The sequence below is a fragment of the Rhodococcus wratislaviensis genome (assembly GCF_900455735.1).
Lineage (GTDB): Bacteria > Actinomycetota > Actinomycetes > Mycobacteriales > Mycobacteriaceae > Rhodococcus_F > Rhodococcus_F wratislaviensis.
In genome coordinates, this window is record NZ_UAUI01000027.1 from 24,221 (window position 1) to 46,961 (window position 22,741).

25 protein-coding genes are annotated in these 22,741 nt (G+C 68.4%); 21 read left to right on the forward strand and 4 right to left on the reverse strand.

The genetic code is table 11. The features are described from left to right. Positions 1-54 precede the first annotated feature (54 nt). From DTA22_RS32060 to DTA22_RS32085, 6 genes are all read left to right on the forward strand, one after another. The gene (locus DTA22_RS32060; RefSeq protein WP_112302252.1) at positions 55-1,245 is read left to right on the forward strand and encodes a CaiB/BaiF CoA transferase family protein; all 1,191 of its coding nucleotides are present in this window, start codon (positions 55-57) and stop codon (positions 1,243-1,245) included. After that, entirely contained in the window at positions 1,242-2,111 is an 870-nt protein-coding gene (locus tag DTA22_RS32065) for a citryl-CoA lyase (protein ID WP_112302121.1), read from the forward strand. Before DTA22_RS32060 ends, DTA22_RS32065 begins: the two co-directional genes overlap by 4 nt. Beyond that, complete coding sequence (locus DTA22_RS32070; protein WP_112302122.1) at positions 2,098-3,060, forward strand: cyclase family protein; 963 nt, start codon at positions 2,098-2,100, stop codon at positions 3,058-3,060. Before DTA22_RS32065 ends, DTA22_RS32070 begins: the two co-directional genes overlap by 14 nt. Beyond that, the gene (locus DTA22_RS32075) at positions 3,057-3,419 is read left to right on the forward strand and encodes a hotdog family protein (RefSeq protein ID WP_112302123.1); all 363 of its coding nucleotides are present in this window, start codon (positions 3,057-3,059) and stop codon (positions 3,417-3,419) included. The genes DTA22_RS32070 and DTA22_RS32075 overlap by 4 nt, the downstream gene beginning before the upstream one ends. A 47-nt stretch (positions 3,420-3,466) precedes the next feature. Further along, positions 3,467-4,078, forward strand: a complete 612-nt coding sequence (locus DTA22_RS32080; RefSeq protein ID WP_112302253.1) for an RraA family protein — start codon at positions 3,467-3,469, stop codon at positions 4,076-4,078. Positions 4,079-4,250: 172 nt separating this feature from the next. After that, positions 4,251-4,664 (forward strand): DUF1622 domain-containing protein, encoded by a 414-nt coding sequence (locus tag DTA22_RS32085; protein ID WP_112302124.1) that lies wholly within the window; start codon positions 4,251-4,253, stop codon positions 4,662-4,664. 18 nt (positions 4,665-4,682) lie between these two features. Here DTA22_RS32085 and DTA22_RS32090 read toward each other — a convergent pair whose 3' ends face one another. After that, positions 4,683-6,047, reverse strand: coding sequence for an amino acid permease (locus tag DTA22_RS32090; RefSeq protein WP_037244319.1), 1,365 nt, complete (start codon positions 6,045-6,047; stop codon positions 4,683-4,685). A 31-nt stretch (positions 6,048-6,078) separates the two neighbouring features. Beyond that, positions 6,079-7,032 (reverse strand): 2,3,4,5-tetrahydropyridine-2,6-dicarboxylate N-succinyltransferase, encoded by a 954-nt coding sequence (gene dapD / locus DTA22_RS32095; protein WP_112302125.1) that lies wholly within the window; start codon positions 7,030-7,032, stop codon positions 6,079-6,081. Between the two features lie 141 nt (positions 7,033-7,173). On the opposite strand from dapD, the gene DTA22_RS32100 reads away from it, so the two are divergent. The 11 genes from DTA22_RS32100 to DTA22_RS32150 all read left to right on the forward strand — a co-directional run bounded on the left by DTA22_RS32100 (position 7,174) and on the right by DTA22_RS32150 (position 16,639). Further along, on the forward strand, positions 7,174-8,127 hold the full coding sequence (locus DTA22_RS32100) for an SMP-30/gluconolactonase/LRE family protein (protein ID WP_112302126.1): 954 nt from the start codon (positions 7,174-7,176) through the stop codon (positions 8,125-8,127). A gap of 41 nt (positions 8,128-8,168) precedes the next feature. Further along, positions 8,169-9,242 (forward strand): succinyl-diaminopimelate desuccinylase, encoded by a 1,074-nt coding sequence (dapE, locus tag DTA22_RS32105; RefSeq protein ID WP_037244325.1) that lies wholly within the window; start codon positions 8,169-8,171, stop codon positions 9,240-9,242. A 42-nt stretch (positions 9,243-9,284) separates the two neighbouring features. Next, positions 9,285-10,085, forward strand: a complete 801-nt coding sequence (locus DTA22_RS32110) for an LOG family protein (RefSeq protein WP_037244330.1) — start codon at positions 9,285-9,287, stop codon at positions 10,083-10,085. Continuing rightward, complete coding sequence (locus DTA22_RS32115) at positions 10,085-10,642, forward strand: LOG family protein (protein ID WP_037244969.1); 558 nt, start codon at positions 10,085-10,087, stop codon at positions 10,640-10,642. The genes DTA22_RS32110 and DTA22_RS32115 overlap by 1 nt, the downstream gene beginning before the upstream one ends. 84 nt (positions 10,643-10,726) lie before the next feature. Then, complete coding sequence (locus DTA22_RS32120; RefSeq protein WP_112302127.1) at positions 10,727-12,502, forward strand: long-chain-acyl-CoA synthetase; 1,776 nt, start codon at positions 10,727-10,729, stop codon at positions 12,500-12,502. A gap of 94 nt (positions 12,503-12,596) precedes the next feature. Next, entirely contained in the window at positions 12,597-13,496 is a 900-nt protein-coding gene (folP, locus tag DTA22_RS32125; RefSeq protein WP_112302128.1) for a dihydropteroate synthase, read from the forward strand. Beyond that, the gene (locus tag DTA22_RS32130) at positions 13,493-14,452 is read left to right on the forward strand and encodes a glucosyl-3-phosphoglycerate synthase (RefSeq protein WP_011598038.1); all 960 of its coding nucleotides are present in this window, start codon (positions 13,493-13,495) and stop codon (positions 14,450-14,452) included. Before folP ends, DTA22_RS32130 begins: the two co-directional genes overlap by 4 nt. 52 nt (positions 14,453-14,504) lie before the next feature. After that, positions 14,505-14,816, forward strand: coding sequence for a DivIVA domain-containing protein (locus DTA22_RS32135; protein ID WP_005239244.1), 312 nt, complete (start codon positions 14,505-14,507; stop codon positions 14,814-14,816). After that, the gene (locus tag DTA22_RS32140) at positions 14,813-15,388 is read left to right on the forward strand and encodes a DNA-3-methyladenine glycosylase I (protein WP_037244339.1); all 576 of its coding nucleotides are present in this window, start codon (positions 14,813-14,815) and stop codon (positions 15,386-15,388) included. The genes DTA22_RS32135 and DTA22_RS32140 overlap by 4 nt, the downstream gene beginning before the upstream one ends. 150 nt (positions 15,389-15,538) lie before the next feature. Next, positions 15,539-15,706 carry a DUF3117 domain-containing protein gene (locus DTA22_RS32145; RefSeq protein ID WP_003936084.1) on the forward strand — a complete coding sequence of 56 codons (168 nt, stop codon included), beginning with the start codon at positions 15,539-15,541 and terminating at the stop codon, positions 15,704-15,706. A 90-nt stretch (positions 15,707-15,796) separates the two neighbouring features. Then, a complete protein-coding gene (locus DTA22_RS32150; protein WP_112302129.1) occupies positions 15,797-16,639 on the forward strand; it encodes a putative RNA methyltransferase in 843 nt (280 codons plus the stop codon). Between the two features lie 9 nt (positions 16,640-16,648). Here the strand turns inward: DTA22_RS32150 and glgA are convergent, their stop codons facing one another. Continuing rightward, complete coding sequence (glgA, locus tag DTA22_RS32155) at positions 16,649-17,818, reverse strand: glycogen synthase (protein ID WP_037244345.1); 1,170 nt, start codon at positions 17,816-17,818, stop codon at positions 16,649-16,651. 121 nt (positions 17,819-17,939) lie between these two features. Between glgA and glgC the strand changes: the two genes are divergently transcribed. After that, positions 17,940-19,154, forward strand: coding sequence for a glucose-1-phosphate adenylyltransferase (glgC, locus tag DTA22_RS32160; RefSeq protein WP_005239253.1), 1,215 nt, complete (start codon positions 17,940-17,942; stop codon positions 19,152-19,154). A gap of 26 nt (positions 19,155-19,180) precedes the next feature. Here glgC and DTA22_RS32165 read toward each other — a convergent pair whose 3' ends face one another. Continuing rightward, positions 19,181-19,819, reverse strand: a complete 639-nt coding sequence (locus DTA22_RS32165) for an O-methyltransferase (protein WP_005239255.1) — start codon at positions 19,817-19,819, stop codon at positions 19,181-19,183. A 283-nt stretch (positions 19,820-20,102) separates the two neighbouring features. Here DTA22_RS32165 and sigE point away from each other — a divergent pair, with 283 nt between their 5' ends. From sigE to DTA22_RS32180, 3 genes are all read left to right on the forward strand, one after another. After that, positions 20,103-20,735, forward strand: coding sequence for an RNA polymerase sigma factor SigE (gene sigE, locus DTA22_RS32170; protein ID WP_037244349.1), 633 nt, complete (start codon positions 20,103-20,105; stop codon positions 20,733-20,735). Between the two features lie 16 nt (positions 20,736-20,751). Then, complete coding sequence (locus DTA22_RS32175; protein ID WP_037244352.1) at positions 20,752-21,114, forward strand: DNA-directed RNA polymerase sigma-70 factor; 363 nt, start codon at positions 20,752-20,754, stop codon at positions 21,112-21,114. Positions 21,115-21,208: 94 nt separating this feature from the next. Continuing rightward, entirely contained in the window at positions 21,209-22,732 is a 1,524-nt protein-coding gene (locus DTA22_RS32180; protein ID WP_112302130.1) for a S1C family serine protease, read from the forward strand. The last annotated feature ends 9 nt before the right edge of the window (positions 22,733-22,741 follow it).

Sequence of the window (22,741 nt, forward strand, 5' to 3'; positions counted from 1 at the left end):
TCACATAACGACACCTTTTGTTTGGTGGGATTCGCCCACGGAAAGGATCTTCCGATGAAGCTGCTCGACGGAATCCGAGTCTTGGATCTCACCAACGTCCTTGCCGGCCCTTACGCGAGCTACCAGCTCTCACTGATGGGTGCCGACGTCATCAAGGTCGAAGTACCCGGCAGCGGCGACCTGGCTCGACAGCTCGGTGCCGACACCGCGCTGTCGAGCCAGATGCTCGGCGCCTCGTTCGTGGCCCAGAACGCCGGTAAGCGCTCGATCACGGTCAACCTCAAGAGTGCGGCCGGCCGGAACGTGTTCGACCGGTTGATCGCCGGCGCCGACGTCCTCGTCGAGAACTTCCGCCCGGGCGTGCTCGCCCGGCTCGGCTACTCCTGGGACGAACTGCACGCGATGAACCCGCGGCTGGTGTACTGCGCGATCTCCGGTTTCGGGCAGACCGGGCCGATGCGCGAACGCCCCGCCTACGACCAGATCATCCAGGGCCTGTCCGGGATGAGCGCGGTCACCGGCACACCCGACACCGCACCGTTGCGCGTCGGTTTCCCCGTGTGCGACACCCTCGGCGGGATGACCGCCGCCATGGCCATCAACGGCGCTCTCGCGTCCCGCGCCCGGACCGGCGAGGGCGTCTACCTCGACGTGTCGATGCTCGAAAGCTCACTGACCGCACTGGGCTGGGTGGTCTCGGACTACCTCATCGCCGGCCGGCAACCCAGCGCGAACGGCAACGAAAACCCCACCGGCGCACCGTCGGCGACGTTCCAGACCGGATCCGGCGCCCTCAACATCGCGGCCAACAAACAGGAACAGTTCGAGATCCTGTGCAAGCTGATCGGCCGCGAAAACCTCATCGACGACCCCCGGTTCGCCCTGCGCGACGACCGCAAGAACCGTCGCCCGGAACTGCGCGTCGAGATCGAGTCCGCCCTCGCCGCCAAGTCCGCCCGCGAGTGGGAGCCCCTTCTCAACGAGGCAGGGGTGCCTGCGGGACTGGTCCTCGACGTCACCGCTTCCCTCGACCTCGACCAGATCACCGAGCGTGAACTGGTCCACCAGGTCGACCTGCCCGACCGCACGGTCAGCGTCCTCGGCACCGGCTTCCACGTCAACGGCCGCCCCCTCGCCCCGGCGTCGGCGCCCCCGACGCTGAGCGAACACACCGACGAACTGCTCACCGATCTCGGCTTCACCGCCGACGAGATCACCGACCTGCACACGGAAGGCGCGGTATGACCACCACCGAACGCCGCCCGGTCCCCGGCGCGGATCAGACCACCATCGACGACGTCACCGGCTGGTGGCGCACCGATATCAGCGACATCTCACCCGGCGTCATCCGCTACCGCGGCTACGCCATCGAGGACCTGATCCCGACCACCTCCTACGCCGGCATGGTCTGGCTGATGATCCGCGGGCAGCGCCCCACCCCCTGGCAGGAACGACTCCTCGACGCCGCCCTGGTCGCTGCCGTCGACCACGGCCCGCAGGCACCCTCGATCGCGGCCTCCCGCATGGCCGCCACCTGCGGGGTCGGCCTCAACAACGTGATGGCCACCGGCGTCGGAATGCTCGGCGACGTCCACGGCGGCGCAGGGGAGCAATGCATGAGTGTGCTCGCCGACATCGTCGAGCAGGCCACCGACCCCACCGATCTGCGCCCCGTCGCCGACCGCATCGTGGCCGACTACCGTTCCGCCAAAAGGTACGTGCCCGGGTTCGGGCACCGATTCCACCCCCGCGATCCGCGCCGCGACCCGCTGCTCTCGCTGGTCGCCGCGGCCCGCGACGAAAGCGCGGTGTCCGGCCAGTACCTGCACGCCGCCCTCGCCCTCGAGCAGTCCCTCGCCGCGGGACGGACCCGACCGGTCCCGATGAACATCGACGGCGCCACCGCCGTGGTGTACGCCGAACTCGGCTTCCCGCCGCCCCTCGGCCGCGGACTGTTCGTCCTGTCCCGCTCGGTCGGCATCCTCGCCCACGGCTGGGAACAGACCCAGCAGGGCGGCCGCAACAAGGGACCGATTCCCCGCACATTACTGCCCACCTACACCGGCCACCCCGCCCGCGCCGTCGATGACACCACCCATGCCGATCGATAACCCCACCACCGGCATACCGGCCGCGCCGACGCGCTCGACCTGGGGACAGTTCCAGACCACGCCCGACCGGGGAATGGCCAACTACGCCGGCCCCGACCACGTTCGCGACGCCGCCACCCTGATCCAGCGGGGAACTGTCTTCGGCCTCGACTACCCCCTCGACGCGTTCGTGCCCTCGCTGGCGACGCTGCGCAGCGCCCCCGAACATCACGTGGTCTCCCGGCACCGCGACCACCGCGACGACTACCTGGACGGATTCTGGCCGCAGGCCGCCAGCCACCTCGACGGGTTGCGGCACCGCCGCCACGCCGAGCACGGCTTCTACAACGGCACCCCCGACGATGCGATCGTCGCCGGCAATCCGGCCCTCGGCATCAACCACTGGTCCCAGCACCCGATCGCCGGCCGAGGAGTCCTCATCGACATCGGCCGCCACCGCACCCACCTCGGAAAACCGATCGATCATGCCGGCGGCGAAGCCCTCGACATCTGCGAACTCGACGACACCTTGGCCGCCCAGGACGTGCAACTGCGCACCGGTGATCTGCTGCTGATCCGCACCGGCTGGGCACAGTGGTTCCTCGACGAGGCCACCGCCGACCAGCGCGCACGGATCCACACCAGCAAGACCTGCACCGGCCTCGCGCAGTCGCAGGCCGCGATCGACTGGTTCGCCGACCATCAGGTCGCCCTCGCCGCCTCGGACACCTTCGCGCTCGAACGCCTGCCCGCAGTAGCTGATTCACCGTTCGGCGGCGACACCGACCACGGCATGATGCACCAGGAACTCATCGCCCTGCTCGGTCTGCCCATCGGCGAGCTGTGGAAACTCGACGAACTCGGCGAGGACTGCGCCCTCGACGGCCGTTACGAATGCCTGCTGACCGTCAAACCCCTCAACCTCACCGGTGGCGTCGGCTCACCCGCCAACGCCACCGCCATCAAGTGACCACCGGGTACCGTGCCGCGGCGCTGTCAACCGAGGACGGATGGACCGAGGTGATCGACGACGGGTTCATCGCGCTGGTCGGCCCCTTCGACACCCGCTCCGACCGCGGAGGCACCGAGGTGGCGGTCGTGTGCCCGGACAAGCACCGCAACCGGCGAGGGATCGTCCAGGGCGGGCTGGTGATGACGTACGCCGCTCCCATCCACGTCGGCGACGTCCTGCGCGCCCGCCCCCACACCGCACCCGGGACCCGGTCGCTGCTGTTCATGCGAACCGACCTCACCGTGGAGGACACCCTGGTCGCGACCGCCACCGGGGTATTCAAACCCCTACGGACCGCACCCCTCGTCGAGGAGTGAGATTCGGCACGACCCTGAGCCCGCAGAAACCATCCGAAGGAGGTGTCGTGGTGCAACCCGACAAGCTCGTCGCAGCGTTCGCCCGTATCCCCACCGCCACCATTGGTGACGCCCAGGACCGCTTCGGCTGCCCGACCGGAATACGGCCCATGTGGCCGGGAGCGACCATCACCGGGCGAGCGTTCACCGTCTGCACCCGAGCCGGAGACAACCTCTACATCCACAAGGCGCTCGACCTCGCCGCCCCCGGCGACATCCTCGTCGTCAACGGCGGCGGCGACGAAACCCGCGCACTCATCGGCGATCTCATCGGAACCCGCGCACGAGCCATCGGGCTGGGCGGCTTCGTGATCGACGGCGCGGTCCGTGACGTCGCCGCCCTCGAGCAAATGGGCATGCCCGTCTTCGCCCGCAGCACCACCCCCGCCGGACCCTACAAACACGGACCAGGCCGACTCGGTGAACCCGTAGCCATCGGCGGAACCGTCGTCCAGGCATCCGACATCGTGATCGGCGACGCCGACGGGATCGCCGTCGTCGCAGCACGCGTCGCGGACGACGTGCTAAACAACGCCAGACAGATCGCCGACAACGAGATCGTCAAACGCACCCGGTACGCGATGTCAGGCGAGGATCGGCAGCGTCCGCCGAGTCCTTGAACGGTAAAGTCAAGGGCTTGCTAACCCAGCCATATTTGGTGGGTTGCGCACCGAATCCGTACGGGTTCATGGTGACGTACGACCGAGAATCCGGGAACTCGCGCGGGTTTCATTACTGGCGATCGCATGGGAATCCAGTGCGAACACCCTCCCGAACAGGAACACTCACACGATGGACACTGTCAGGTTCTTCGAACTCGCAACCGAAGTGTTCGAAGTCCTCGGCGTCCTCGCGATGGTTGTCGGGTTCGTCTTCGCCTTCTTCCTCGCGGTGCGCGCGTGGAGGAGGACCGGCGACGGTGCTCAGGCGTTCAAGACCCTGCGGGAATCGCTCGGGGGCGCGATCCTGCTCGGCCTGGAACTGCTCGTCGCGGCTGACATCGTCAAGACGGTCACCTCCACGCCGTCGCTGACCGATGCCGCCGTCCTGGGAGTGATCGTGCTGATCCGTACCGTGCTGAGCCTGTCCATCGAGATCGAAATCGACGGTGTCGCACCGTGGCGGAAGGCGTTGGTGACCGGTCCGCAGGTGCTCGCCCGCGCGGCACGTTCGTCCGCTGGTCAGGAGCCGGCTTCGGACCGGTGAGTTGCCGGCCCGAACCGGTCACACGGTCTGCGGCCGCTTGCGCAGCCGGGTGTTGAGCACACCGAGCGCCGCGATGACGAGGAACAGGACGCACGTCGAGATCAGCTGGGTGCGGGCATCGGAGTCGAAGAGCATGAGCACGACGAAACCGGCGAGCATTGCGAGCGTGAGGTAGCTCAGCCACGGGAACAGCCACATCCGGACGGTCAGCTTGCCCTCGCGTTCGAGCCGGGGGCGCAGCCTCAGATGCGACACGACGATGAAGATCCAGATGACCAGGAGCGCCGAACCGACGGCGTTCAGGAGAAGTCCCAGGAGGTCGTCCGGCAGCCACCAGTTGAGCAGCACGCTGACGAAACCGAAGAACACCGACAGCAGAACCGCATTGAGGGGCACCCCGGAATTCGAGATCCGCGCCATGAACGCGGGACCGTCGCCGCGCCGGGACAGTGAATACGCCATCCGCGACGTGCCGTAGATGTTGGCGTTGAACGCCGACAGCAACGCGACCACGACTACCAGTTCCATGAACCCGGCCACGTACGGGATGTGCGCCTGGTTGAGGACCGCCACGAACGGTCCGCTCTTCAGGTCCGAGGAATCCCACGGAAGAACGAGGACCATGATCGAGATCGAACCGAGGTAGAAGACGCTGATTCGCCAGACGACGCTACGCACCGCCACGGCGATCGAGCGCTCGGGATCCTCGGATTCGGCGGCGGCGATGGTCACGATCTCGATGCCGCCGAAGGCGAACGCCACGACCAGCAGGCCCGCGGCGACACCGGCGAAGCCTTCGGGCATGAAGCCGCCGTGGCCGAAGAGGTTGGTGGTGCCCACCGGCTCGGTGTCCGGCAGCAGGCCGAACACCAGCAGCACACCGATCACCAGGAACGCGATGATGACGGTGACCTTGATGGCGGCGAACCAGAACTCGAACTCGCCGAAGTTACTGACCTTCGCCAGGTTGACGGCCGCGAAGAAGATCACGAACACGAGGGCGACGACCCATTGCGGAACGCCGGGCAGCCAGCCGCTCACGATGCCGGAGGCGCCGGTGATCTCGGCGCCGAGCACCATGATCAGCATGAACCAATAGAGCCAGCCCATGACGAATCCGGCCCATTCGCCGATGCCGATCCGCGCGTAGTGCGAGAAGGACCCGCTGGCGGGGATCGCCGCTCCCATCTCGCCGAGCATGCGCATCACGAAGACGACGATGATGCCGGCGAGCAGGTAGGAGACGAGGACGGCGGGACCGGCGGTCGCGATACCGACACCGGTACCGAGGAACAGCCCGGCACCGATCGCGGAACCGAGGCCCATCATCGTGAGATGACGGACCTTCAGGCCCCGGCCCAGTGTGCTGGTCGAATCGGTCATGGTGCCGGGTGTTCGCGTACCGCTCACGGGATCAGTCGTTTGCGTGCAGAGCGGCGTTCAGTTCCACGCCGGTGCCCTTCCACGGCACGACCTCGACGGCTCCCGACACGGAGTTGCGACGGAACAGCAGGTTGGACTGGCCGTTGAGTTCCTTGGCCTTCACGACGGTGCCGTCCGGCCCGGTGACCTTGGTTCCCGCGGTCACGTACAGGCCGGCTTCGAGGACGCAGTCGTCGCCGAGCGAGATGCCGAGACCGGCGTTGGCGCCGAGCAGGCAGCGCTTGCCGACGGAGATGGTTTCCTTGCCGCCACCGGACAGGGTGCCCATGATCGAGGCGCCGCCGCCCACGTCGGATCCGTCGTCGACGACGACGCCCGCGGAGATACGGCCTTCGACCATGGAGTTGCCGAGCGTGCCGGCGTTGAAGTTGACGAAGCCCTCGTGCATCACGGTGGTACCGCTGGCCAGGTGAGCGCCGAGGCGGACGCGGTCGGCGTCGGCGATGCGGACGCCGGACGGGACGACGTAGTCGACCATGCGCGGGAACTTGTCGACACCGAACACGGTGACCACGCCGCGGATGCGCAGGCGCGACCGCACCTTCTCGAAGCCCTCGACCGCGCAGGGACCGAAGTTGGTCCACACCACGTTGGACAGCAATCCGAACAGACCGTCGAGGTTGACGCCGTGCGGGGTCACGAGGCGATGCGAGAGGAGGTGAAGGCGCAGGTAGGCGTCGTGGGCGTCGACCGGCGGCGCCGACAGGTCGGCGATGGTGGTGCGCACCACGACCTGGTCGACCTCACGCGCTTCGTCGGGTCCGGCGAGGAGTGCCAGATCGGAGGGGATGTCGCCACCCTCGATCCGCACGGTGCCCGCGGCGTCGAAGTTTCCCAGCTCGGGCGCCGGGAACCAGGTGTCGAGGACCGTGCCGCCGACGGTCACGTTGGCGATGCCTACTGCTGATGCTCCCTGTGTGCTCACGGCAGTAAAGGTTACTGCCTCATTACTCGGGCATTCCCAGCGGTCGTTATCGGGGCGTGATCGAATCGAAACCGAGCGGGTTCCGGCCATGTGGGGGACCATGCACGGGGCACGTGAGACACACCGGGAAAGGTAGTGGGAATGCGCATTTCGCACTGGGGTCGATTCATCGGAGGAGGCGTGCGGGCCGTGGCCGCGGGCGCACTGCTCGCCGGGGCCGTGTCGGTGGTGGCGCCGCAGACCGCGTCCGCCGCTCCGGTGTGCCCGGGCGCCGGCCAGGCACCGGTTCTCGTCGGGCGGGTGCCGGGAGCGGCGCTCGAGGGCGTCGCCGTGGACGGCGGCGGCCGCCTCTACACGACGGACCTTCTGAGCGGGCGGGTGTTCCGCCTCGACGCCCCCGGAGCCCCCGCGGTCCCGGTCGCGACGGTGCCGGACGGCGGCGCCGGGGCGCTGGCCTGGGCGTCGGACGGTTCGCTGCTGGTGGGGTACGGCGCGGACGCCCGCGTGTTCCTCGGCGACATCCTGCGTCCGGGTGCGATCGCGAAGCTGAACACCGCAACGAACGTGCTCACACCGTTCGTCTCGGGCCTGAGCGCGGCGAACGGACTCGACGTCGCCGCCGACGGAACGGCATACGCCACCAACGACTTCGGCACCCAGATCGGGCGGGTGTTCCCCGACGGGCGGGTGGAGCCCCACTGGGCGACTCTGCCCAGCGCCAACGGGGCGGTGCTCGGCGCGGACGACCGGTACCTCTACGTGTCGCGGACGTTCGTGAATCCGGGCGTGAGCCGGATCCCGCTCGCGAACCCCGGGGCGCCCGAGAGCATCCTCGACCTGTCCGGACTCGACAACTTCGCCGCACCCGACGGCCTGGCCCTGGACTCGCGAGGCCGTCCGGTGGTCCCGGCCAACGTGCGCGGCGAGATCTGGCGCCTCGACTCGCCGGGGCAGTACTGCGTGCTCGCGTCCGGTCTGCCCACGTCGAGCATGGTCGTGTACGGGCAGGGATCCGGCGGCTTCTCGGCGGGACGGCTGTTCCGCATCGGCTTCGACGGTGCGATCTACGAGATCCCGGGTGGCTTCGACGGGTAGCAACGCCCGAGCGGGCTGACTGGTCGGCTTAGGGTGGACGGGTGAGCCCACTCGACCTCCACGCCGATCCCATCGACCTCACCGCCGCCCTGGTGGACATCCCGAGCGTCTCGCACGACGAGTCGGCGATCGCCGACGCCGTCGAGTCGGCGCTGCGGGAGCAGACCACCGGTTTCGAGGTCATCCGCAACGGCAACGCCGTGCTCGCCCGGACCGATCGGGGACTGCCGAGCCGGGTGATGCTCGCCGGTCACCTCGACACCGTGCCGATCGCGGACAACGTCCCCTCGCGCCGTGAGGGCGACCTGCTGCACGGATGCGGAACGGTCGACATGAAGTCGGGCGACGCGGTGTTCCTGCATCTCGCCGCCACCACCCGGAACCTCGCGCACGATCTGACCCTGGTCTTCTACGACTGCGAGGAGATCGCGGCCGTCCACAACGGGCTCGGACGGATCGAACGCGAGATCCCCGAGTGGCTGCGCGCGGACGTCGCGATTCTCGGCGAGCCGACCGGAGGTCTCATCGAGGCGGGGTGCCAGGGCACGTTGCGGGTGACGCTGACCACCCGCGGCACCCGCGCGCACTCCGCGAGATCGTGGCTGGGCGACAACGCGATCCACCGCTTCGCCCCGGTCCTGCAGCGCCTGTCGGACTACACCGCGCGGTCGGTGGACATCGACGGCTGCGTGTACCGGGAAGGGTTGTCCGCCGTGCGGATCTCCGGCGGCGTCGCGGGCAACGTGGTTCCCGACGCGGCGGAGATGGACGTGAACTTCCGCTTCGCCCCCGACCGCAGCGCCGAGCAGGCCATCGACCACGTGCGGGAGGTCTTCGACGGTCTCGAGCTGGGTTTCGAGGTCACGGACCTGTCGCCGGGGGCCCTGCCCGGGTTGGGCGATCCGGCGGCTGCGGCCCTGATCGAGGCGGCGGGCGGCGAGTTCCGCGCCAAGTACGGGTGGACCGACGTCTCGCGGTTCTCCGCCCTCGGCATCCCGGCCGTCAACTACGGCCCCGGCGACCCGAACCTCGCCCACAAGCGGGACGAGCACGTGCCCGTGCATCAGATCACCGATGTGACGACGGTGCTGCGCGCCTATCTGAGCGCCCCGTGACTGCCCGGTGCCCCGAACGGGCCACCCGCTAGCCTGGGGCGCATGGCACCCGAGAAGAACACTCACGGCCGGAAGTCCTCGTCCGTGAAGCACCGGGGTCCGGTGCAGTTGAGGCGCGCCCGCAAGGACGACACCACCACCACCGACGAGCGGTTGCTCGACGAGCGGGGCTCGACCGACTGGGTGCACACCGACCCCTGGCGGGTACTGCGGATCCAGAGCGAGTTCATCGAGGGGTTCGGTGCCCTGGCCGAGGTGCCGCGCGCGGTCACCGTCTTCGGTTCCGCTCGCACACCGGACGGTCACCCGGAGTACGAGGCGGGACGAGCGCTGGGTGCGCGCCTGGCCGAGGCCGGCTACGCCGTCATGACCGGCGGCGGTCCCGGCGTCATGGAGGCGGCCAACCGCGGTGCCAGCGAATCGGGTGGTTACTCCATCGGCCTCGGTATCGAGCTGCCGTTCGAGGAGGGCCTGAACGAGTGGGTCGACCTCGGCATCAACTTCCGCTACTTCTTCGCGCGCAAGACGATGTTCGTGAAGTACTCGCAGGCGTTCATCTGCCTGCCCGGCGGGTTCGGGACGCTCGACGAGCTGTTCGAGGCGCTGACTCTGGTGCAGACACGGAAGGTCACGAGGTTCCCGATCGTCCTGTTCGGCACCGAGTACTGGTCCGGGCTCGTGGACTGGTTACGAGGAACTCTCCAACGCAGCGGCAAGATCTCGGAAGGTGACGTCAACCTCTTGCACGTCACGGACGATGTGGAGGAAGCGGTGCAGATCGTCATACGGTCGCAGCAGGGTGTCGACGAAGCTGCCCTGCTCGGGACGGAGGACCAGTGGTGATGCCGGAAACTGTTCCGACACAGACGTTCTCGGTGTGCGTCTACTGTGCGTCCGGCCCCGTGGACGACCACTTCCTGGAACTCGCGGCCCAGGTCGGCGCCGAAATCGGTAAGCGCGGTTGGCAACTCGTGTCCGGCGGCGGCAACGTCTCGATGATGGGCGCGGTCGCCGAGGCCGCCCGCGCCGCCGGGGCGACCACTGTCGGTGTCATCCCGAAAGCCCTGGTGCACAGGGAGGTCGCCGACGTCGACGCGGACGAGCTGGTGGTCACGGACACCATGCGCCAGCGCAAGCAGATCATGGAGGACCGGGCCGACGCGTTCGTCACGCTGCCCGGCGGTATCGGTACGCTCGAGGAGCTGTTCGAAACGTGGACCGCGGGCTATCTCGGCATGCACGAGAAACCGGTGGTCCTCCTGGATCCGCACGGTCACTACACGGGCCTGCTCGACTGGCTCGACGGACTGCGGGGCGGCGGTTTCGTGGCGCAGCGCGCCCTCGACAGGCTGCTCGTCCGGACCGATGTCGCGGAGGCGCTGGACGCCTGCGTCTCCTGAGGCGCCGTCCGGTCCGCGTCGTGGCGCACGTTGTTACCGTGCAGTAAGGTGACCTGACTCATACTGCAGGCCTGAGGGGATGTCATGCGTTCTGAAGCTCGTTCGACGATCGGGGTGGTCGACCTCGCGAAGCGGCTGCCGGCCATGATTCCGGAGCTGCCGATCATGGCGAAGGGGGTCCTCGGCCTGATCCGGACCCCCGACGCGAAGGAGTCGATCGGCCTCGTCTTCCAGCGCGCTGCCGCAGCGCACCCGCGCCGCACGTTCCTGCGGTTCGAGGGCGAATCGCTGAGCTACCGGAATGCCAACATCCGCGTGAACCGCTACGCCCACGTGCTCGCCGACCTCGGAGTGGCACGCGGGGACGTCGTCGGGATCCTGGGCAAGAACTCGCCCGAGACGCTGCTCATCGCACTCGCCGCGGTCAAGCTCGGGGCCGCCGCCGGGATGCTGAACCACAACCAGCGCGGAGACGTGCTCGCGCACAGCATCTCGCTGCTCGACAGCCAGGTCCTGGTGGTGTCCGAGGCGTGCGGCGAGGCCATGGACTCGCTCGACGAACCGCCCGCCGTGCCCTCGGTGCTGTACTTCGACGACCTCGATCGCCTCGCCGAGAAGGCCGGAGACGGCGACCCCGAGGTGTGCGAGCAGATCCAGGCCCGGGAGAAAGCGTTCTACATCTTCACCTCCGGCACCACAGGACTGCCGAAGGCCAGCCTGATGAGCCACTTCCGCTGGCTCAAGAGCATGTCCGGACTCGGCAACATGGGGGTCCGGCTGCGCGGAAGCGACGTCCTCTACTGCTGCCTGCCGCTTTATCACAACAACGCGCTGACGGTGTCCCTGTCCTCGGTGCTCGGGTCGGGTGCGACGCTCGCACTGGGCAAGCAGTTCTCGGCGTCCAAGTTCTGGGCCGACGTCGAACTGAACCGGGCCACCGCGTTCACCTATATCGGTGAGCTGTGCCGGTACCTGCTGAACCAGCCCGAGAAGCCCGGCGACCGCGACAACTCCATCCGGCTGATGGTCGGGAACGGTCTCCGTCCGGAGATCTGGTCCGAGTTCACCACCAGGTTCGGGATCTCCCGGGTGGCCGAGTTCTACGGCGCCAGCGAGTGCAACATCGCGTTCGTCAACGCCCTCAACGTCGACCGGACGGCAGGCATCTGCCCCCTGCCGCACGCCGTGGTCGAGTACGACGAGGACAGCGGATCGCCCCGGCGGCACTCCGACGGCAAGCTGCGGAAGGTGCGCACCGGCGACGTCGGCCTGCTGCTGTCGAAGGTGACGGACCGGGCGCCGTTCGACGGATACACCGACGAGGAGGCCACCGACAAGAAGCTCGTCCGCGACGGCTTCGACGACGGCGACTGCTGGTTCGACACCGGAGACCTGGTGCGCCGCCAGGGCTGGTCGCACGTCGCGTTCGTCGACCGGCTCGGCGACACGTTCCGCTGGAAGGGGGAGAACGTCGCGACCACCGAGGTCGAGGGCGCACTCCTCGCGCATCCCGCGGTCGAGCACGCCGTCGTCTACGGCGTCGAGATCCCCGGGACCGACGGTCGCGCCGGGATGGCCGCGGTGACGTTGCACGAGAACGAGAAGTTCGACGGCTCCGACGTCGCCGAGTTGCTGTTCCAGCGGCTGCCGTCGTACGCGGTGCCGCTGTTCGTCCGCGTCGTCGACTCGTTGGAACAGACATCGACGTTCAAGAGCCGCAAGGTGGAACTCCGCAAGGAGGGCTACGACGTCGAGGACACCGACACGTTGCACGTGCTGTCCGGGCGCGGCGACGGCTACAAGCCCTCGTACGACGGGTACGTCGACGAAGTGGCGAAGGGTTTGCTGCCGAAGGGGTAATGCGGCTACGCCGCCCGTGAGTACTTGTTAACCGCCCGCGGTTAACAAGTACTCACGGGTGGTTTCGATAGTGCTGCGTGCCAATATTGGTGACATGGCCGAGACAGACGTACCGCCCGCGCCCGACCACCCGTCGCCCACGCTGTGCGGGCGCCCCGTGGCGGTCGATCGAGCGCTCGTGATGGCCATCGTGAACCGGACACCCGATTCGTTCTACGACCGCGGTGCCACGTTCACCGACTCCGCTGCCATGTCGGCGGTCGAGCGGGCTGTGGACGAGGGGGCCGACCTCGTCGACATCGGGGGTGTGAAGGCCGGACCGGGTGACGTCGTCGACTCGGCGGAAGAAACCCGGCGGGTGGTGCCGTTCGTGGCCGCGATCCGCGAGCGCTATCCGGAATTGCTCGTCAGCGTCGACACCTGGCGCAGCGACGTGGCCCGGCTGGCCGTCGCCGAGGGCGCCGATCTCATCAACGACACGTGGGCAGGCGCCGACCCTGCGCTCGTCGAGGTGGCCGCGGAGACGGGCGCAGGCATCGTCTGTTCCCACACCGGGGGAGCGGTCCCGCGGACCCGGCCGTTCCGTGTCCGCTACACCGACGTCGTCGCGGACGTCCTCGCGGAAGTCGTGTCGGCCGCCGAGAACGCGGCCCGGCTGGGTGTGCCCGCCGACTCGATCCTCATCGATCCGACCCACGATTTCGGGAAAAACACCTATCACGGGCTCGAGTTGTTGCGGCGAGTGGAAGATCTTGTAAATACCGGATGGCCAGTGCTCATGGCGCTGAGCAACAAGGACTTCGTCGGGGAGACTCTAGGGGTAGATCTCGTCGAGCGGTTGGAGGGAACATTGGCAGCGACAGCGATGGCCGCCGCAGGAGGCGCCCGTGTCTTCCGTGTCCACGAAGTTGCCCCCACGCGTCGAGTGGTGGACATGGTGGCCGCGATTCAAGGCCGGCGCGCACCGTCCCGCACCGTGCGGGGGCTGGCATGAGTGCCGTGGGGGCCCGGGCGGCCCGCACGATGGTGGCGGAGGAGCGAACCCCGCGCAGCTGGGCCGAGGCGAACAGCTGGGACCAGCCGTCGTGGAGCATCGCCGAACTCGAACGGGCGAAGGCCGGACGCACCGTGTCGGTGGTCCTGCCCGCGCTCAACGAGGAGGAGACCGTCGCCGCGGTGGTGGACACGATCCACCCGCTGCTCGGTGGCCTGGTGGACGAGTTGATCGTCCTCGATTCCGGATCGACGGACCTGACGGCGGAACGCGCACGCGCCGCGGGCGCCACCGTCATCAGCCGGGAGGAGGCGGTGCCGGCGTTCCCGCCGGTGGCGGGCAAGGGTGAGGTGCTGTGGCGTTCCGTCGCCGCGAGCACCGGTGACCTCATCGCCTTCGTCGACTCGGATCTCATCAACCCGGATCCGGCCTTCGTCCCGAAGCTGCTGGGACCGCTGTTGACGGCCGACGGCATCCATCTCGTGAAGGGCTACTACCGCCGTCCCCTCCGCCTCAGCGGCACGGAGGACGCCAACGGGGGTGGCCGGGTGACCGAACTCGTGGCGCGCCCCATGCTGGCCTCGCTCCGGCCGGAGTTGACGTGCGTGCTGCAGCCGCTGGGCGGCGAGTACGCGGGCACCCGGGAGTTGCTGTCGGCGGTTCCGTTCGCGCCCGGCTACGGCGTCGAGATCGGGCTGCTGCTCGACACGTACGACCGTCTCGGACTCGGTGCGATCGGCCAGGTCAATCTGGGGGTGCGCAAGCACCGCAACCGTCCGCTGTCCGAACTCGGGGTGATGAGCAGGCAGATCATCGGCACGATGATGCGGCGCTGCGGGGTGCCGGATTCCGGGGCGGGTTTGACCCAGTTCCTGGTGGACGGCGACTCCTTCGTTCCGACGACGACGGACGTCGCGCTGGCCGATCGCCCGCCGATGAACACGGTGTGCCCCTGACCGCGCGCCCCTGAGGGAGGTTGCTGTCGGACGTCCGTGACAGGATCGGGGCATGGTGACAGCCCTGCTCTATCTGCTCGTCATGGCGTTCGTCGGCGCGATGCTGTTCCTCGCCGCCAGTGCGGTGTTCGGCCGTTCCGAGGAACTCGCGCCCCTGCCGCCCGGCACCACACTCACGGCCCTGCCCGCCGAAGGTGTGACGGGCGCCGACGTGGAGGCGTTGCGCTTCCAGCAGACGCTGCGGGGTTACAAGGCCAGCGAGGTCGACTGGGCGCTGTCCCGGCTTGGACGTGAAATCGATTCGCTGCGTGAGCAGTTGGCGGCGGTCGAAGCCGCGTCCGAGCGGCCGGGTGACGCCTCGTGACGGCCGTCGAGGACCGCGTGCGGTGCGCGTGGGCGGTCGACACCGACGGGTCCCGGCTGTACCGGGACTACCACGACCTCGAATGGGGTCGTCCGCTGCACGGCCGTGACGAGTTGTACGAACGGCTGTGCCTCGAAGCGTTTCAGTCGGGACTGTCGTGGATCACGATTCTCCGCAAGCGGGAGGCCTTCCGGGCCGCGTTCGCCGGTTTCGATCCGGAGGCGGTGGCGCGGTACACGGAACGGGACGTGGCGCGCCTGCTCGAGGACTCGTCGATCGTGCGGAACCGGGCCAAGATCGAGGCGTCGGTGAGCAATGCGCGGGCCCTCCTCGAGTTGTCGGACACCGACCTGGACACCCTGCTGTGGTCGTTCGCCCCGCCGCCGCGCCCGAGCCGCCTGGCCACCGTGAACGACGTCCCGGCCGTCACACCGGAGTCCACCGCGATGGCGAAGGAATTGAAGCGCCGAGGGTTCAAGTTTGTGGGCCCTACCACTGCTTATGCACTCATGCAGGCCACTGGGATGGTGGACGACCACGTGGCCGCCTGCTGGGTCCCGATCACTGCCTGAACTGCCGGTGGACCTGCCTATTTGTGACTCAGGTTCCCGGTACTCGTGTCCATAGGGAAGAATGGATGTCACAAGCCTCGCCGAGTGTTGGCGGGGTGCCAAAATTTGTCGAGGCGCAAGCAGGCAGCGCAGATCTGGAGGGAGCAGAGGATGGCGGCCATGAAGCCCCGGACCGGGGACGGTCCCCTCGAAGCAACCAAAGAGGGACGAGGAATCGTCATGCGGGTTCCGCTCGAGGGTGGTGGACGTCTGGTTGTCGAGCTCACCCCGGAGGAAGCTGCCGCACTCGGTGAAGAGCTCAAGGGCGTCACCAGTTAGTCGAGTGCGGAGAGAACCTCACAGGGCAGGCCCCGTCGCCGTTCTCGGTGCGGGGCCTGTTCCGTGTCCGGAACCGGGAGGCGAACGTTCGTGCTGGCCGATGTGACCGACCTGCTGGCGTGCCCGCAGTGCCGGTCCCGCGTGGAACTCGACGAAGGCGCGATCCTGTGCGACCAGGGCCACACCTTCGATGTGGCGCGGCAGGGTTACGTGAGCCTGATGACCGGGGCCGGTGGCAAGTTCGACGGCGACAGCCCCGAAATGATCGCCGCACGTGCAGACTTCCTCGGCGGCGGCAGCTTCGACCCGCTGATGGACGCTGTCGCCGATGCGGTGGTGGCGGGCACCGGGCCCGGCGACGATCCCCGGATCCTCGAGATCGGCGCGGGCACAGGCCACTACCTGGCGCGCGTGCTCGACGCCGTCCCGAGGGGCCGGGGGATCGGCCTCGACGTGTCCAAGTACGCGGCCCGGCGCATCGCCAAGGCACACCCCCGCGCCGGAGCGGTGGTTGCCGACGTGTGGCAACACCTTCCGGTGCGGGACCACGTGCTCAGCCACGTCCTGTGCGTGTTCGCGCCGCGCAACGCCGACGAGGCGCACCGGGTGCTCGCCGAGCGCGGCTCCCTGGTGGTCCTCACCCCCACGGAGCGGCACCTGGGGGAGCTCGTGGACCTGCTCGGCATGGTCCGGGTGGACGACCGGAAGGTCGAACGGCTCGGGGCGGCGATGTCCGGGCGGTTCGAGCGCACCGGCCACGTGGCGGTGGAGCACCCGATGTCGTTGTCGCACCTCGACGTGGCCCGGCTCGTCGGGATGGGGCCGTCGGCGCGGCACCTCACCCCCGACCGGCTCGCGTCCTCGATCGCGGCGCTGCCGCAGGAGTATCCGGTGACGGCGTCGGTGACGGTGTCCACCTACGCCCGGCTCTGAGCTCCTCGGTCAGCGCCGGGACAGCGCGTCCTGGTAGACGTCGAGGGTCTGCTGCGCGATGGCCGCCCAGGAGAACTCGGCGATCGCCCGCGCCCGTCCGGCCTTGCCCATCGCCTGGGCTGTGCCGACGTCGGCGGCGATTGCGTTGACCGCCTCGGCCAGCGCCTGTTCGAACGCCTCGGGCTCGTACGAGTTGTAGTGCACCAGACGGCCGGTCACCCCGTCCTCCACCACCTCCGGGATACCGCCGACGTCGGACGCCACGACCGCGGTCTCGCAGGCCATGGCCTCGAGGTTCACGATCCCCAGCGGCTCGTACACGGACGGGCACACGAAGACGGTTGCGGCCGACAGGATCTCCCGCACCTGGTCGGTGGGGAGCATTTCCCGCACCCAGAACACGTTGCCCCGGTGCGCCGCGAGCGCGGCCACGGCCTGCTCGGTCTCGGCGGCGATCTCCGGGGTGTCGGGGGCTCCCGCGCACAGCACCAACTGGATCTCGGGCGCGAAGTGGTGTGCTGCGGCGATCAGATGACCGACGCCTTTCTGCCGGGTGATACGGCCGACGAACGCGACCATCGGCTGGTCCGGATCGACGCCGATCTTCGCGAGGGCGGAGTCCCTCGGACCTGCGGGGCCCGCGTGCCAGACCGACGTGTCGATCCCGTTGCGCACCACATGGACCCGGTGCGGGTCGACGAACGGATACGCGTCGAGGACGTCGAGGCGCATCCCGGCGCTCACGGCGATCACCGCGTCGGCGTGCTCGACGGCGTTGCGCTCGGACCACGAGGAGATGCGGTAGCCGCCGCCCAGCTGCTCCGCCTTCCACGGCCTCCGCGGCTCGAGGGAGTGGGCGGTGAGGATGTGGGGCACGTCGTACAACGCGGACGCCAGATGGCCCGCCAGGCCGGTGTACCAGGTGTGGGAGTGCACGACGTCGGCGCCGGTCGCGGCGTCCGCCATGCGCAATTCGGCGGACAGCGTCGCGAGTGCCGGATTGGCCCCGGCCAACGCGGGGTCGGGGGTGTGCACGACCGCTCCGACGCGCGGAGCGCCCATACAGTGCACGTCCACCTCACACAGCTGCTTCAACTGAGCAACCAGTTCGGTGACGTGTACACCCGCACCGCCATAGATCTCCGGTGGGTATTCCTTGGTCATCATCGCCACCCGCACCGGCCTAACGTAACCGTCCGGACGGCTTCGGGCCACCGCTCTCGGACACATTCAGGTATCGGAGAAACGGTGACTCGGCGCTTCGCTGGCGGGGGGAGTGGCCGCCCGATAGGTTGACAGGGTGAGGAGCCAGCCACATGTGCTTGGAATCGTGCTCGCCGGCGGCGAGGGCAAACGTCTCTATCCGCTCACCGCGGATCGGGCGAAGCCCGCTGTGCCTTTCGGAGGCGCCTACCGGCTGATCGATTTCGTGCTCAGCAATTTGGTCAATGCGGGATACCTCCGCCTGTGTGTTCTGACGCAGTACAAGTCGCACTCGTTGGACCGCCACATCTCTCAGACGTGGCGACTGTCCGGGTTCGCGGGTGAATACATCACTCCCGTTCCCGCGCAGCAACGTCTGGGCCCGCGCTGGTACACCGGTAGTGCGGACGCGATCCTGCAGTCGCTGAACCTCGTCTACGACGAGGATCCCGAGTACATCGTCGTGTTCGGTGCCGACCACGTGTACCGGATGGACCCGGAACAGATGGTGCAGCATCACATCGAGTCGGGTGCCGGGGTGACGGTGGCCGGGATCCGGGTGCCGCGCAGCGAGGCGTTCGCGTTCGGCTGTATCGACAGCGACGAGTCGGGCCGCATCGTCCAGTTCCTCGAGAAGCCGGCGCATCCGCCGGGAACCCCGGACGACCCCAACATGACGTTCGCGTCGATGGGTAATTACGTGTTCACGACCAAGGTGCTGGTCGACGCCATCCGGGCCGACTCGGAGAACTCCGACTCCGACCACGACATGGGCGGCGACATCATCCCCGCGCTCGTCGAGGCGGGCGAGGCGTCCGTGTACGACTTCAAGGACAACATCGTTCCCGGGGCCACCGACCGCGACCGCGGCTACTGGCGCGACGTGGGAACGCTCGACGCGTTCTACGACGCACACATGGATCTCGTGTCGGTCCACCCCATCTTCAACCTCTACAACCGCCGGTGGCCGATCCGCGGTGAGACGGAGAACCTGGCGCCGGCCAAGTTCGTGCAGGGCGGCCTCGCGCAGGAGTCCGTGGTCGGGGCCGGGTGCATCCTGTCGGCGGCCACGGTGCGCAACTCGGTGCTCAGCTCCAACGTGATGGTCGACAGCGGCGCGACGGTGGAGGGCAGTGTCCTCATGCCGGGTGTGCGCATCGGCAAGGGCGCCGTCGTGCGCCGCGCGATCCTCGACAAGAACGTGGTCGTCGGCGACGGCGAGATCATCGGCGTCGACCTCGAGCGCGACAAGCAACGGTTCGCCGTCAGCAACGGCGGCGTCGTCGCCATCGGCAAGGGCGTCTGGATCTAGCGGGTGGATCCCCGGAGACGGGGCTCTCAGAGTTTGGAGGCGCAGAGCAGGCCGTCGCCGATCGGCAGGAACACGCGGATCAGCTGGTCGTCCTCGGCGAGCGCCTTCGCGGCCTCGCGGACGGCGACGGTCGCCGCGTCACGCTGGCTCGGGTCGACGACCCGGCCGCCGTGCAGGGCGTTGTGCAGCACGATGGCGCCGCCCGGACGCAGCAGGCGAACCCCTTCGCGGACGTAGTGCGGGTGATCGACCGGTGCGCTGTCGACGAACACCAGGTCGTACGCCCCGTCGGCGAGCCGCGGCAGGACGTCGAGCGCACGGCCGTTGATCAGCCGGGTCCGGGCGGGTGCGATGTCATTGGTCCGGAACGACAGCTTGGCGGCCCGCTGGTGCTCGGGTTCACTGTCGATGGTGGTGAGGACGCCGTCCTCGCGCATGCCCCGGAGCAGCCACAAACTGCTCACACCCGCGCCGGTGCCGACCTCGACGACCGTCTTGGCGTCCAGCATGCGGGCAAACAGGGCTAGAGCAGCACCGACCGCGGGAGGTACCGGTCCGGCACCGAGGTCGTCCGCCCGCTCCCTGGCCGCACCGAGGGCCTCGTCTTCACGGACAGCCCCTTCTGCGTGGGTGAGTATCCGTTCGGCGTTTGTCTGCACGCACATGAGGCTATCGGGGTCTCGTCATCGCCGCTGCGAGGCGCGCTCGACAACAATGCCGCGACCTGCCCGGCCGCGATTCTCAGGAATACCTCAGCTTGCTCACACCGCACACATATCGCGGTGGGAAAGAGTATGTCCAACGCCAGATCCGAAGACCGCCCGGCGGGGAGATCACGACGACGGAGGAAAGTCCGAGAATCCGGGAACAAATCCCGGCCCTCGGGAGTTGACGCCTATACCACGTCCAGTGATCTGCGGTCCTGAGTAGGAGGATCCACTTAACTCGATGAGCAACAACACGATGGCTCCAGACGAGAGAAACACCGACGAGCAGCTGTCGGACGCCGAGCTGACGGGCACCGCTGTGTTCGATGCCACAGGCGAGAAGTCCGCCATGCCGTCCTGGGACGAACTCGTCCGCGAGCACGGCGACCGAGTCTACCGACTGGCGTACCGGCTGTCGGGCGACGCGCAGGACGCCGAGGACCTCACTCAGGACACGTTCATCCGCGTGTTCCGTTCCCTGTCCGATTACCAGCCCGGCACGTTCGAGGGCTGGCTGCACCGCATCACCACCAACCTCTTCCTCGACATGGTCCGCCGTCGCAACCGCATCCGCATGGAGGCGCTTCCGGAGGACTACGATCGGGTCCCGGCCGACGGGCCGAACCCCGAGGAGATCTATCACGACGCCCGCCTGGACGCGGATCTGCAGGCAGCGCTCGACTCGTTGGCCCCGGAGTTTCGCGCCGCGGTCGTGCTGTGTGACATCGAAGGACTGTCCTACGAGGAGATCGGTGCCACACTGGGTGTGAAGCTCGGAACCGTGCGTAGCCGCATTCACCGCGGCAGGCAGGCTCTGCGTGAGCATCTGGCTGTGAACGGAAAGGTTGACTCCGATCAGATCGGCGTCGGGTAGTTACCAGGAGGGACGAATGACGCAGGGGCGTGTACCTCGCCAGTTTGGCTCCACCGAACACCTGGCGAGTGAGGCGATCGCCGCCTACGTCGACGGTGAACTCCGCATGTCCGCTTATCTGCGCGCCGCCCACCACCTGTCGATCTGTCCCGAGTGCGCGTTCGAGGTGGACTCGCAGCAGCAGGCCCGGCGTGCCCTCCGCCGCAGCGGCGACGTCGCCATGCCGTCCGGCCTCCTCGGTCTGCTGAGCCAGATCCCCAGTTGCAACCAGGGCGATCCCGCCGACAAGTCCCCGTTCGACTCCCACACCCCGGATTCACCGCTCACGAGCGCGTACTCGATCACGAGCCGGATCTGGTCCCGGCGCCGGCGCCGTTGAGCGCATCCGGACCGACGACGGCGGTGTCCGTGCTCAGCGGGGCATCGGTGATACTGGGGCGCGTGACTGACGCACACGAGGGGGACACGACAGCGTGACGGCGGATTACAAGACTCCGGGTTCCGACACGACGGCACCCGACGGTCCCGTGGCGGACGAGTCGGGCACGCTGCGCCCGGCGGACGCCCCACGACTCGATCCGAGGCCCGTCTACCGGCCGAAGATCGACGCAGCGTCCAGCCGCGCGTTCGGCCGGCCCGGTGGCGTCACCGGTTCTTTCGCCCCGTCGGACGCCCGGCGTGAGCGTGAACCCTCGGTGAAGGTCGGTGCCCCCGACCCCGTGCTGGCGGAGGCGTTCGGCCGGCCCGACGGCGAGGTCGACACCATTCAGCGTGATCCCCACGAGAAGCCCGCGACCACGGCGGTCGCGGCACCGCCCGCCGACCCCTGGCGTGATCCCGACGCCGGCGTCGAGCTCGGCTCGCCGGCGTTGCACGTCGAAGAACATTCCCGCCCGCCCGCCCCGGCGCTCAGCGCCCGCGAGGTCCTGTTCGGCGGCAAGGTGGCGCCGAAGGCGCTCGTCGCGCTCGGCGGAATCGCCCTCGCGATCGGTCTGGTCGGCGGCCTTCTCGCCGCCGTGATCACCGCCGATCGCAGCTCGCTCACGAGCCAGAGCGTCACCCTCGTCCAGGGCGGCGGCGAGGAAGACCTCGGCCAGTCGCCCGTCGCGCAGGTCGCGGATGCCGTGCTGCCCGCCGTCGTGTCGATCCAGGTGGCGGTCGGCGACCAGGGCAGTACCGGTTCCGGTGTCGTCATCGACGGCGCCGGCTACATCGTCACCAACAACCACGTCATCTCCGCCGCGGCCACCGCCCCCGACGGCGGCAAGATCCAGGTCATCTTCTCCGACGGGACCAAGGCCGAGGCCCAGATCGTCGGTCGCGACATCAAGACCGACCTGGCCGTACTCAAGGTTGCGGCCGACAACCTGACGGTCGCGGAACTCGGCAAGTCCGGGGACGTACAGGTCGGCGAGGACGTCGTCGCCGTGGGATCGCCCCTCGGGCTCAGCAAGACCGTCACCCGCGGAATCGTCAGCGCCTTGCACCGTCCGATGCGACTGTCCGGCGAGGGCTCCGACACGAACGCCGTCATCGACGCCGTCCAGACCGATGCCGCCATCAACCACGGCAACTCGGGCGGCGCGCTCGTCGACGACACCGGCCGGGTGATCGGCATCAACACCGCCATGCTCAGCGAGTCCGGTGGCTCGGTGGGTCTCGGCTTCGCGATTCCCATCGACGACGTCACGACGGTCGCTCAGACCCTCATCCGGGACGGCCGGATGCACCACCCGGACATCGGCGTCAACGCCCGCACCGTCGTCAACGACGACACCAGCGGCGCCCAGGTGGCCAATGTCCGTTCGGACAGCCCGGCCGCGCGGGCCGGGATCGTCGAGAACGATGTGATCGTCAAGGTCGGCGACCGCACGGTCACCAGCGCCGACGAACTGGTCGTCGCCGTCAACCTGCAGAAGATCGGCGAACCCGTCCGGGTTCAGCTGATCCGCGAGGGCCGGCTCGTCGATGTCGACGTGACCCCGGCCTCCGATTGACTCGAGAGG